Here is an 11,905-nt window from a genome sequence, read left to right as displayed (position 1 = left end):
CGCGTTGCGGCGCAGAGCCGGGACCCAGGCTGTTGCACGGGTGCTCTCGCAAACCTAACCGCGCTACGCGAAGGGGGCCTGCCCGGTCGATGCGTCGACGCCGCCGTCGACCGGCAGGTTCACCCCATTCACGAAGCTGGCGTCGTCGCTTGCGAGAAATGCGATGACGCTCGCAACTTCCTCGGACCGGGCTCCGCGCCCCAGGGGGATACGTTCCACCAGCTTCGCGAACAATTCCGGATATTGCTCCATGATCGGCGTCGTCAAGTCGGTGAGGGTCAATGATGGGCACACCGCATTGATGCGCACGCCTCTCGGGCCAAAGTCGAGCGCCAGGCTGCGTGTCAGATTGCTGACGGCCCCCTTCGTGGCGTTGTAGAAGCTCAAGCCCCGATCGCCGCCAAGCCCGCTGAGAGACGACACGTTGACGATCGAGCCGCCGCTTTCGATCAGGTGCGGAAGCGCGGCGCGCGTCATGTAGAGGACACCGTCGACATTGACCGCGAAGAGATCTCGCCACAGCTGGACCGGCGAGCCCAGGAAATCGATCAGTGCGCCCGTCCCGGCATTGTTGACGAGAATGTCGATCCTGCCGAATTGAAGGACCACGTCGGCGACCAGGCGCTCGACATCTGCGACGATCGAAACGTCGGCGGATCGGATCATGCAGCGATCGGTGCCGAGTTCGGCAGCGACTTCAGCCAGCTTGACCTCCCGGCGCCCGTTCAGCACGACAATGGCGCCTTCGCCGTGAAAGCGCCTTGCGGCTGCGGCGCCGATGCCGCTGCCGGCGCCGGTAACGATGACGACTTTATCCCTGAACCGATCATTCATGCCAATAACTCCATCCGAAACCGCAAGGTCCGGACAAGAGCTAGGACACCGGAAAGACAGCCCGGTTTCAGCCGAACCGGATTCGGTTACGATTGAAATCTGTCGCACGAAGCGATGCGAGGCCGATCAGCCGCAGTTCCAGACCGCGCCGATCGGGGTCCGCGTCCAGCACGGACCGAAGCTGCCGCCATTGTAGCGGCCGCCGCCGAAGCCGGGCCGGCCGAAATAGCGCCATTCGCCATCCCAGCCGTAATACTGCGGGACCGGATCGATGTACCAATGACGGCGATCGCTGCGCGACAGGCGCCGCATCGCTTCCTTCTGCTTGTAGAGCGGAATGCTGTTGCTCAGCGGCTGGCGATAGCCCGGCAGGAAGCCGTAGCCATGCCAGGCCTGTTTGGGGCGTTTTTGAACTGATGCAGCCGGCGCGACGGCGGGCAGCAGGGACAGGATGACAGCAATAGATAGACACATAAGGCGCGACATGAACCGACCATAGACAGGCGCTTGCGAGAAGGCCATTCAAATCCGAGTGCGAGACTTTTCGCCGCTTCGACTCATTGGCTTCTCCCGATAAGCTCGCTTAGCGCAGCATGAGGGCTGCGCGTGAAATTTGCATATTCCGGAGTGAGCGGATGTCTGAAACCCCGCCCGTCGGCGCATTCGCCATCGTTCCCAGCAACGACCTTGCCGCAGCGATTCCGTTCTGGGAACGCCTCGGCTTTGCGCGCGCGGGCGGTGACGCCGACTACGTGATCATGACCGGTTGGGGCTGCGAGGTGCATCTCACGCAAGCCGGCGATGGCCCGTGGCGCGTGCCCGAGCACAATCCCTTCGGCGTCTTCATTCGCACGCCCCACGTCGAGGCCATCGCCGCGCGCGTGGACGATCTGATCATCCGCCCCGGTGGCGTGCTGCGTCACCGCGAATGGGGGATGTATGAGGTGGGCATCAACGGACCTGACGGTCTTCTCGTCAGGATCGGCTGGCCGTCAGAGCTGATGCATCGCCCTAGCTGATCACGCCCTTCCGGATCAGGAAGCATCCATACCCCCTGCTGTCGCCGACCTGCACGACACCAAACCCCGCCGCCGCCGCGCGATAGATTTCCGGGCGCGAGAGCTTGCCGGGACTGACGGCGCGGCCAACCGCGCGCTCGATTTCCGCCAGCACCGCGCGCTGCACGTCGGGAACGCGATCGGGATCGTCGACCGGCGCCATCACGCGCACCGGATCGGGATCGGTTCCGAAGCGTGATTCAGATCACGCAGCTTACCACGGTGATTGCGATCACGGACCACGGGCTCGAACGCGGCCAGGCTTCCTCGCAACCAATCTCGCATCGAGATGAGTGCCAGAGGAGCACGCCATGTTCCGCCTAAAGCCTTTCCTGATGACGGCTAGCCTCGTGGGAAGCCTGTTCGGCTTCGCCTGCGGCCCTGCTTCCGCGCAAGTCGCCCCGGCCCAGCCTGCCCCGACCGCGCTGCAAGGGCCGGAGCAGCGGCTCGCGCTGGTGATCGGCAATTCCAACTACAAGAACGCGCCGCAGCTCCAAAATCCCGACAATGACGCGGAGTCGATGGCGCAGTTTCTGAACTCCGCCGGCTTCGAGGTGGTCGCCGCGACCGACCTGACCCAGAACGACATGCTCCGCGTCGTCCAGGACTTTTCCGCCAAGGTTTCCGCGCGGGGTCCGAACACTGTCGCCATGGTCTACTACGCCGGTCACGGCGTGCAGCTCGCCGGCGAGAACTATCTCGTTCCTGTCGATGCCAAGGTTTCGAACCCCACCGAGCTCGTGAGCAACTCAGTGCGCCTGGTCGACGTGATGTCGACGCTGGAGACGATCCCGAGCCGCATGCGCATCGTCATCCTCGATGCCTGCCGCAACAATCCGTTCCCTGATGTCAACGACGCCGGCCGCGGCTTGGCCATCGTCGATGCGCCGAACGGCTCGATCGTCGGCTACTCGACCGCGCCGGGTGCGGAAGCACAGGACGGCACCAACGGCCACAGCCCCTACACCCAGGCCTTCCTCAACGTCGCGCGCGAACCCAACGTGCCGATCGAGCAGCTGTTCAAGCGCGTGCGCCTCGAAGTGAACCAGACCACCAGCGGCGCGCAGATCCCGTGGGAAAGCTCGTCGCTGACCTCGGACTTCACCTTCTTCGGCGACACCGCCGTCGCCGCCACCCGCGCGCCGGTGAATGCGTCGGTCGTGCAGGTGGCCTCCAACCTGCCGAGCCGTTCGACGCGCCAGGCCTATGACTACGTCGTGTCCGAGGGACGTCCGGAGTACTATCAGGAGTTCATCCAGATGTACCCGCACGACCCGCTGTGCGACCACATCCGCTGGCTGCTCTCGAACCTGCTGATCACGCAGGCCTGGCACAAGGCGGTGCTCGCGAACTCCCCGCTCGGCTACAAGAGCTTCTATGACAGCTACGGCAACAGCTCCTATGCGCAATCCGCGCTGAAGCTCCAGGTGCAGCCAAAGCTGATCCCCCTGATGCAGGCGACCAAGTTCCTGGCGCCGCAGAACATTGCTCCGACGTTCAAGGTCGGCAATCTCGGCCAGCCCAAATACATGCCGCTGATGCAGCAGGGCAATGGCGGTGGGCAGATGAATGGCAATCTGCCGGTCGTGCAGAAGCCGGTGGACAGTAACGTCATCGGCAAGCTCGGCAATGGCGGTCAGGTCGTCAACCTGCCGGCGGGCAACAACCAGCCGAACGGCACGCCGTCGCAGACCCCGGGCAAGATCGTCACCCTGCCTGCGCCGACCAACACCAATGGCGGCACGGGCAAGATCGTGACGCTGCCCGCGACCAACAATACGCAGAGCGGCGGCAGCAATAATAACGGTACGACCAAAGGCACGCCTGGCAAGATCGTCAGCATGCCGGTGAATGTCGGCAAGGGTGGCACGACTGTCGATACGAAGCCGGTCGTTCAGACGCAGAACAACCCGATCCGCGTCAACAACGGCGTGAAGCTCAACAACAACCCGGTGAACAAGGTGCAGGTCCAGAACAACCAGCAGAACAACCGCCCGCAATTCAATGCGACCAACCGTGTGGTCAACAACGGCGGCAACAACTTCCGGCAGTCGATGAACCAGGCGCCCTCCATGGGCAGCGGCAACAATCACCGCGGCTTCATGCGCTGATCGCCACAAGCGAAACGACAAAGGGGCGGAGCGGTGACGCTCTGCCCCTTCTTCATGCCGAGGAATAGACACGATCAGCTCGACTGCAGCCAGTCCTTACCTCGTGGCGCGGCCCGAGCGCGCGCCTCGTCCTTCGAGACGACCGCTTCGCGGTCTCCTCAGGATGAGGCTCATCAGCATCGGTGCCGGTTGAAACTTCTGCCGCGCATTCCGACCTCATCCTGAGGAGCCCGCGAAGCGGGCGTCTCGAAGGATGGGCTACGGGGAAACCGCTCTCAGGCCACCAGTTCGGCAAACAGATCCGCATCGACATTGCCGCCGGAGAGCACGATGACGACGTTCTTCCCGGCGACGTCGAGACGTCCCGCAAGCAGCGCGGCAAGACCGACAGCACCGCCTGGCTCGACCACGAGCTTCAACTCGCGATAGGCAAACGCCACGGCAGCGCCGACTTCCTTGTCGGATGCCGTCACGCCGCGCGCCAAGAGCTTGCTGTTGATCGCAAAGGTCATCTCGCCGGGGATCAGGGCCATCAGCGCATCGCAGATGGTGCGGCCCGCAGGCCCATGCGGCTCGCGGTGGCCGGCGGTCAGCGAAATGCCGTGATCGTCGAACGCCTCGGGCTCGGCCACCACGATCTCGGCGAGCGGATAGCGCGCCTTCACGGCCGTGGCGACACCCGCGATCAGGCCGCCGCCGGAGGCCGGCGCCACCACGATGTCGGGACTGAGGCCGAGCGCAGCCATGTCCTCCGCGATTTCGCGACCTGCGGTGCCCTGCCCCGCGATCACGAACGGATCGTCATAGGGCCTGACCAGCGTCGCGCCGCGCTTCTCGGCGATGCCGCGCGAGATCGCCTCGCGGTCGTCGCGATCGCGATCGTACAGCACCACCTCGGCGCCATAGGATTTGGTGCGCTCGCGCTTCGACAGCGGCGCATCCGCGGGCATCACGATGGTCGCGTGCATGTCGAGGATCTTGGCAGCCGCCGCCACGCCCTGGGCGTGGTTGCCGGACGAGAACGCGACGACGCCGCCGGCGCGCTTATCCTGCGGGATCGAGGCGACCTTGTTGAAGGCGCCGCGGAACTTGAAGGAGCCGGTGCGCTGGAGCATCTCCGGCTTCAGGAAGACCTTTGCGCCGACGCGCTCGTTGAGCACGGGAAAGGACAACAGCGGGGTGCGGATGGCGAAGGGCGCGATCACGCGTGCTGCTGCATCGATATCGGCAGGGCCGATCGGGAGGAGCTGTTCGGTCATGCCTAATGTTATCGCGCCGGACGAGGCGCGGGGCAAGACACCTGCGCGCGATGAACCTTGGTTTTCAGGCTACGAAACTAACCGGCTCCGCCCCATTCCTGCCTGGAAGCACCGCTCCGACCGCCCTGATGCTATCGACGAAAGCCCTCGCCGAGGCCTCCCAGGTGTAATTGGCGGCAAATTCGACGCAGTCCTGCCGGGACACGTCGAGCGCAGCGAAGCAGGCGTTGCGCAGATCGTGGTCGAGGGCGCCGACCGGTGCATCGCCGATCACGTCGCGGGGGCCCTTCACCGGGAACGCCGCAACCGGCAGGCCGCTGGCGAGCGCTTCCAGCAGGACCAGGCCGAACGTGTCGGTCTTGCTGGGGAACACGAACACGTCGGCCGCCGCATAGATTGCCGCCAGCGCCTCGCCGTGCTTCTCGCCCAGGAAGATCGCATCCGGATAGGCTTCTTCCAGTGCGACCCGCGCCGGGCCGTCGCCGACGATCACCTTGGTGCCGGGCAGATCGAGATCGAGAAACGCCTCGAGATTCTTCTCCACCGCAACCCGGCCGACCGAGAGAAACACCGGCGCCGGCAGGCAGAGGTCGATCCCACGGGGGTGGAACAGGCTGGTGTCGACGCCGCGCGGCCACAGCACGACGTTGTCGAAGCCGCGTTCGCCAAGCTCGCGGGCGAGCGCCGGCGTTGCCGCCATCACGGCGCGGCTGGGCGCGTGAAATCGGCGCAGCGCCCGCCAGATCAGGGATTCCGGAACCGGCACGCGGGCGCGGACATATTCGGGAAAGCGGGTGTGGAAGCTGGTCGTGAACGGCAGCTTGCGCTGGCGGCAGTAGCGGCGGACCATCAGGCCGATCGGCCCCTCCGTCGCAATGTGGATGCTGTCGGGGCGCGCCTCTTCGATCAGCTTCGCGATTCGCGCCGGGCGCGGCATGGCGAGCCGCACGTCGCGGTAGCTCGGCATCGCGAAGGTGCGGAACGATTGCGGCGTCAGGAACGTGAACTCGACGTCGAGCCCCTTGGCGGCGTCAGCGAGCTTGGTCAGCGTCCGAACCACACCGTTGACTTGCGGGTGCCAGGCGTCGGTCGCGACCAGGATGCGCATCAAGGGGCCCTTGTTATGCAGCTCTGGCTGCGACCTGCGGGACCTGTGCCGGCTTCCGCGCCTGATCCGCCCAGGTGATGATCTCGAAATGACCGTCGTCATGCTCGACCAGCGCCGTGCAGCTCTCGACCCAATCGCCGCAATTCATGTAGCGGATGCCGCCCTCGTCGCGGATCACGGCGTAGTGGATGTGGCCGCAGATCACGCCGTCGGCGTCGTGGCGCCGCGCCTCGGCGGCGAGCGCCTGCTCGAACGCGCCGATATAGTTGACGGCGTTCTTGACCTTCTGCTTGGCCCATTGCGACAGCGACCAATAGGGCACCTTGAACATGCGCCGGAAGAAGTTGACGAAGCGATTCATCTGGATCGCGAAGTCATAGGCCTTGTCGCCGAGATGGGCGAGCCAGCGCGCGTTCTGCACCACGAGGTCGAAGATGTCGCCGTGGATAACGAGATAGCGCTTGCCGTCCACGCCGGTGTGGACGGTGTTCTCGACCACGTCGATGCCGCCGAAATGCGTGCCGTAATAGTTGCGCAGGAACTCGTCGTGATTGCCGGGAATGTAGATGACCTTGGCGCCCTTGCGCGCCTTGCGCAGCAGCTTCTGGACCAGGTCGTTATGCGATTGCGGCCAGTGCCAGCTCGATTTCAGCGCCCAGCCGTCGACGATGTCTCCGACGAGATAGATCGTGTCGGCATCGTGGTATCGCAGGAAGTCGAGCAGCAGGTCGGCTTGAGAACCGCGGGCTCCGAGATGAACGTCGGAGATGAACAACGTGCGAAAGCGCCTTTCAGGGCTCTCGTCACTCACATCGTAACTTCCCATGCGACAGCCTGTAACAATATCCCGTGACAGGGGGATGACCAATGAACCTTTGAGGCACCCTCGGATACGAATCAAACCTCGCCTCGCCCGTCCCGCGAATATCAGTCGCATGCGACAATCAGGCGACATGACGCCGCAACGGCCTCCGCAAGACCCCGGAACCGATGGCTGATCAGGTTAACGGCAGCGGTCCCGCGCGCCGCTGGCGGCCCGGATCAGTAAAATTTGTGGAAATGATGGACCGGCCCGTGGCCGTGGCCGACGCTGAAGCGGTCGGCGGCCGCGATCGCTGCGCTGATCCAGGCCTTGGCGTTCCGCACGGCGCGCTCGAGATCCTCGCCCCTGGCAAGCCCCGCCGCGACGGCCGAGGACAGCGAGCACCCCGTGCCGTGGGTGTTGCGGGTGGCGACGCGCGGCGCCGCAAGCGCGATCGTGTTCTCGGCCTCGACGAGATAGTCGATGCTTTCGGCGCCCTCGCCGTGCCCGCCCTTGATCAGGACCGCGCGGCAGCCCAGCGCCAGCAGCCGGCGTCCCTGGCTCTCGATCTCGGCCTCGCGTGTCGCGACGGGCTCGTCGAGCAGAGCCGCGGCCTCGGGCAGATTAGGCGTGATCACCGACGCCAGCGGCATCAGTTTCTTGCGCAGGGCTTCCACCGCCTCCGCGGCGAGCAGGCGATCGCCGGAGGTTGCGACCATCACGGGATCGAGCACGATATGCTCGGGCTTCCAGCGCGACAGCGCCGCTGCGATCGCATCGATGCTGGCGGCCTGCGCCACCATGCCGATCTTCACCGCGCCGACCTCGAGATCGGAAAACACGGCATCGATCTGCGCGGTGACGAAGTCGGCGGGCACCGCGTGGATGCCGGTGACGCCGCGCGTGTTCTGCGCGGTCAGGGCCGTGATCGCGGAGGCGCCATAGACGCCGAGCGCGGCAAAGGTCTTCAGGTCGGCCTGGATGCCGGCGCCGCCGCTCGAATCGGAGCCGGCGATGGTGAGCGCCACGGGCGTCGTCATGGGGCGATTTTCCGCGTTTTTGAGACCATCGCCCGTCCTAGCGCGCACCCCGGTGGCCCGCAAGTTCGCTTGCTAAATCCGGCCGATTTTGGCCTATTAGCCGCCAGATAAGCTTCGGAGTGACTGCAATGGTTCCTTTTTTCGTCCAGATCAAATGCAAGCTCGGCCAGTCCTACACGGTCGCCAACGCGCTTGCCGAAGCCGAGATCGCCTCCGAGATCTACTCCACGGCCGGCCATTACGATTTGCTGGTAAAGTTCTACGTCGATAAGGACACCGACATCGGCCACTTCATCAACGAGAAGGTGCAGGTGCTGCCGGGCATCCAGGACACCCTGACCATCATCACCTTCAAGGCGTTTGGCGCGAGCTAGGGTGTGCACTCACAGAGGGCCGGATGGGAAGTACGCTTCCGAGACAGCGCAGCGGACCAATTGTACTCAAAGTGAGTTCTTCGGATTTTAACCATCGCGCACATCATCCAGCGCTCGACACCCTCTCGCACTGGCAAGGCCCAACGCGCTTCATCGATGACGGCCGCGTCGACATCGCGCCAATGTCCGGTCAAAAAACGGATAGTCTCCAAGTGGTTGGGGCCTTTGCATCGTAGCCCACGCGCTTAGGTCCGCGGAGGAACAATTCGGCGGCCCGATCGCTTGCACCTATGCCGCGCGCAAAGTGTGAAATATTTCATTGAACATACAACCCTGGAATGCTCTTTTCGCACGGATCGTGAGCGCCGGGGGCCGGCAATGCCCAAAGGACCGCTTGTTTCGATAGCAGTGGCTGTCTGGGTGCTTTGCACAGACGGCTTAGCCTGGGCGGTTCGCCCAGCAGCGATAGACCCCGCTGCCATCCTCCGTAACCAAGTCGACAAGATTGGTCCGGGTTCAGTTGTCTTTAATCCTCCGACGGAAATGACGGTCGGCTATCAGGAGCCAATAACCGTCCGGCCGCACCAACGTCATGGCGTGGCTCAAACTGAACAGATCGAGGTTGGCAGCTTCATGCGGGCTCGCCTATTCGGTGAAGGATTCACGGCAACAACGAGTAGCGATGACGCGCAAGCCGCGTGGCTTTATGCTGAGCTTCCAGCGAAGTCGGGCGACCAGACCGGTGCACCGCGCGACAAAATGTATCTCTTCGTTTCGCGAGTTCTGGGCAGCACGGAGGAGGTCTGGCAGGCAATCTTCGCATCCGATCGCCTAACTTATCGGCCACCCCGTCTCGTCCTGTACACAAGCGCCACCTACGCGGCCTGCGGATTAGCCGAGAAAATCATGGGACCATTCTATTGTCCTGATGATCAGAAAGTCTACCTCGACCTTTCGTTCTTCCAAGAGATGCAGACTGACCTTCACGCCTGCGATTCGAGCGGCGCCGACTGTCAACTTCCTCAGGCCTATGTGATAGCCCACGAAATCGGACACCACGTTCAGAACTTGCTGGGAATTATGCCAAAAGTGCGCGAGCTTCAAGGGAGCATGGAAACGGAGGCGGAGAGAAACCGGTTACAAGTTCGTCTCGAATTGCAGGCCGATTGTCTCGCCGGCATTTGGGCGCGTAAAATTAAAGAGAAAGCGAAGGTCAACGCGAGCGACATAGCAGCGGCAATTCGAACGACAGAAGCACTAGGCAATGACACCCTGCAGAAAAGTGCCTTGGGGTACGTAGTGCCTGACTCGTTCACTCATGGCAGCGCTGCGCAGCGCCATCATTGGTTCGATGTCGGTTACGCGACTGGATTGGTGAAGAGCTGCAACACCTTTGCTGGAGCGCGGCAATGAGGCCCGACCTTCCCGACTCTCAACAGCCGATGTCCGACGACGACTGCATACTACCGAGCGGGGCCCGCTGGGGAGCCCCCACTGGACGAAGAGAAACTCCGCGACGAACGCCTGCCCGGTCTCTTGCATTTTCATTTTGAGGGGAGTGCCGTGCCCCAGCATTGGTTGAAATACCTAGCTGTTTGGTCAATTGCTTTCGCAACGGGCTTCGGGAGCAGCTACGCGCAACCGATCGTCGCCGAGCGAGACGTCCTTCAAATTTGCGAAGCGTTTTCGCGGAAGGCCCCAGAGCGAATGCCGGCAATTGTTCAGCCGGAAGCTGCCAAAAATTTCGTTGGGAGATACGCTCGCTTTTCGGACCGGCTACGAGGCTGCCTATCGGCAGCGGAGCGCGAGCGTGAACCAAATAGCGTGACTTTTTTGATTCAGAACACACGGTATGAGAGTTACTGGAAGTTCCTCACTGACTCCAACTCAGTTCAATGGATTTCTATCGAGAGGTTTAGGCCCGTCACGCTGGCAGATGATGAGCCATGGCGCGCGCCTTTTGACGTGATAGCAGCCCCGATCAGGCCAACGATTAAACCCGGCGGCACCAAAATAGACCCGGATATCCAAGGCGGCGCGATTCAGAAAGGGAATCAAAGTACAGCGAGCGGGGCTAAAGATACGGACAAATCCGTAGAAAGCGCAGCGCAAGACTCCAGAATCGACACACGTATCGTTGAGTTTTTCTATGCAACGAACCGCAAACAGTCGGACACTCCCCCCGATGTCGAAGGCCATCCCCAGCCCGCATTCACAAGCGACGGACCTCCTGTCTACAGCTCAAACGGCTGGACCGCTGTCAGCGGCTACACAGGCGAGCGCAACCCTGATCTGAGTGTCGGGATCGTTCGCGTCCGGGTGCCTGAAGGACACCACATCGGAAACATAGAATTGCCCCCGAGCCTTAAGCTCTTCGGATTTGAGTTGAGAAGAGACACACTTGACCCAACGAAGCATTTTACTATTCGCAGCATCGAGAAAACAGACGAAGCGAAATGGATAAAAACGCTAGCGTCAACGAAGAAGAAAAAGGCTCTCGTGTTTGTCCATGGCTTCAATACCAAATTCCGCGACGCCGTCTTCCGGGCAGCGCAGATAACTTGGGATCTTCAGTTCAGAGGCACCACAATCTTATTCTCATGGCCGTCTCGCGGGGATATCGCGGACTATCTCTATGACAAAGAAAGCGCGTTGGCTTCGCGCACGGCCTTTCTTCGCGTGATCGACGATCTTTACAAAGCCGGATATGACGACATCGATGTGATAGCTCACAGTATGGGGAACTTGATCGCAGTTGAGGCCCTATCAAATAGCGCCGCGACACGATCACCCACGGCTATCGCGCAGCTGATTATGGTCGCCCCCGATGTGGACCGAGACATGTTTGTTCAAGACATTTCCGGCGTTGCAAAGGTCACTAAGGGGCTTACACTTTACGCATCCAAGAACGACAAGGCCCTGCAGCTATCGAAGCGTATTGCCGGAGGTATCCCGCGCGCAGGAGATGTACCTGATGCCGGGCCAGTTGTTTTGCCTGGACTTTGGACGATTGATGTCAGTCTAATTGGAGATGAACTGTTCGGACTAAATCATAACACGTTCGCCACAACACGAAATGTGCTTAACGATCTTGCGATACTACTTATGGAAGGCAAGCCTCCACCACGGCTAATTGAAATCCGGGGCTTCCCTGAGCCTCCCCAAAAAGCCGCGTACTTCCGCTACATACCCTAGACTAGGGCGCGTTTTCATAAATCGCGATGCGTAGATCAGTCCCCTTCGATGTCCACTATGGCTCGGCAGCGGCGCAAAGGCGGATTCACTTATGGTCCGAGTTGGGGCCATTTAGCTGACATCG

General features: G+C 62.1%; 12 protein-coding genes. 5 read left to right on the top strand and 7 right to left on the bottom strand.

Annotated features, from left to right (window positions below):
* Positions 1–63: 63 nt before the first annotated feature.
* Together budC and ABIB99_RS04325 are read right to left on the bottom strand one after the other, a co-directional pair.
* Positions 64–834 carry a meso-2,3-butanediol dehydrogenase gene (gene budC / locus ABIB99_RS04330; protein ID WP_247309143.1) on the bottom strand — a complete coding sequence of 257 codons (771 nt, stop codon included), beginning with the start codon at positions 832–834 and terminating at the stop codon, positions 64–66.
* 126 nt (positions 835–960) lie between these two features.
* Positions 961–1,320, bottom strand: a complete 360-nt coding sequence (locus ABIB99_RS04325; protein WP_247309142.1) for a hypothetical protein — start codon at positions 1,318–1,320, stop codon at positions 961–963.
* Between the two features lie 149 nt (positions 1,321–1,469).
* Here ABIB99_RS04325 and ABIB99_RS04320 point away from each other — a divergent pair, with 149 nt between their 5' ends.
* Positions 1,470–1,853, top strand: a complete 384-nt coding sequence (locus ABIB99_RS04320) for a VOC family protein (protein WP_247309141.1) — start codon at positions 1,470–1,472, stop codon at positions 1,851–1,853.
* Here ABIB99_RS04320 and ABIB99_RS04315 read toward each other — a convergent pair.
* A complete protein-coding gene (locus tag ABIB99_RS04315; protein WP_247309140.1) occupies positions 1,846–2,055 on the bottom strand; it encodes an RbsD/FucU domain-containing protein in 210 nt (69 codons plus the stop codon). The genes ABIB99_RS04320 and ABIB99_RS04315 overlap by 8 nt on opposite strands.
* Before the next feature lie 148 nt (positions 2,056–2,203).
* Here ABIB99_RS04315 and ABIB99_RS04310 point away from each other — a divergent pair, with 148 nt between their 5' ends.
* Complete coding sequence (locus tag ABIB99_RS04310) at positions 2,204–4,003, top strand: caspase family protein (RefSeq protein WP_247309139.1); 1,800 nt, start codon at positions 2,204–2,206, stop codon at positions 4,001–4,003.
* A 275-nt stretch (positions 4,004–4,278) separates the two neighbouring features.
* Here ABIB99_RS04310 and ABIB99_RS04305 read toward each other — a convergent pair whose 3' ends face one another.
* The 4 genes from ABIB99_RS04305 to thiD form a co-directional block, all read right to left on the bottom strand.
* A complete protein-coding gene (locus ABIB99_RS04305; protein WP_028153337.1) occupies positions 4,279–5,262 on the bottom strand; it encodes a threonine/serine dehydratase family protein in 984 nt (327 codons plus the stop codon).
* Positions 5,263–5,326: 64 nt separating this feature from the next.
* A complete protein-coding gene (locus ABIB99_RS04300) occupies positions 5,327–6,370 on the bottom strand; it encodes a glycosyltransferase family 4 protein (RefSeq protein WP_247309138.1) in 1,044 nt (347 codons plus the stop codon).
* Between the two features lie 13 nt (positions 6,371–6,383).
* On the bottom strand, positions 6,384–7,196 hold the full coding sequence (locus tag ABIB99_RS04295) for a UDP-2,3-diacylglucosamine diphosphatase (RefSeq protein ID WP_028153339.1): 813 nt from the start codon (positions 7,194–7,196) through the stop codon (positions 6,384–6,386).
* A 215-nt stretch (positions 7,197–7,411) separates the two neighbouring features.
* Entirely contained in the window at positions 7,412–8,212 is an 801-nt protein-coding gene (thiD, locus tag ABIB99_RS04290) for a bifunctional hydroxymethylpyrimidine kinase/phosphomethylpyrimidine kinase (RefSeq protein ID WP_071912115.1), read from the bottom strand.
* Positions 8,213–8,340: 128 nt separating this feature from the next.
* Between thiD and ABIB99_RS04285 the strand changes: the two genes are divergently transcribed.
* The 3 genes from ABIB99_RS04285 to ABIB99_RS04275 all read left to right on the top strand — a co-directional run bounded on the left by ABIB99_RS04285 (position 8,341) and on the right by ABIB99_RS04275 (position 11,781).
* The gene (locus ABIB99_RS04285; RefSeq protein ID WP_014493934.1) at positions 8,341–8,586 is read left to right on the top strand and encodes an Lrp/AsnC ligand binding domain-containing protein; all 246 of its coding nucleotides are present in this window, start codon (positions 8,341–8,343) and stop codon (positions 8,584–8,586) included.
* A gap of 378 nt (positions 8,587–8,964) precedes the next feature.
* The gene (gene ypfJ / locus ABIB99_RS04280) at positions 8,965–9,999 is read left to right on the top strand and encodes a KPN_02809 family neutral zinc metallopeptidase (RefSeq protein WP_247342314.1); all 1,035 of its coding nucleotides are present in this window, start codon (positions 8,965–8,967) and stop codon (positions 9,997–9,999) included.
* Positions 10,000–10,149: 150 nt separating this feature from the next.
* Positions 10,150–11,781, top strand: coding sequence for an alpha/beta hydrolase (locus tag ABIB99_RS04275; RefSeq protein WP_247309134.1), 1,632 nt, complete (start codon positions 10,150–10,152; stop codon positions 11,779–11,781).
* Positions 11,782–11,905 lie beyond the last annotated feature (124 nt).

It is taken from the genome of Bradyrhizobium sp. LA6.1 (genome assembly GCF_040547805.1).
GTDB classification, from domain to species: domain Bacteria; phylum Pseudomonadota; class Alphaproteobacteria; order Rhizobiales; family Xanthobacteraceae; genus Bradyrhizobium; species Bradyrhizobium barranii.
This window is presented reverse-complemented; position numbering and strand designations above follow the sequence as displayed.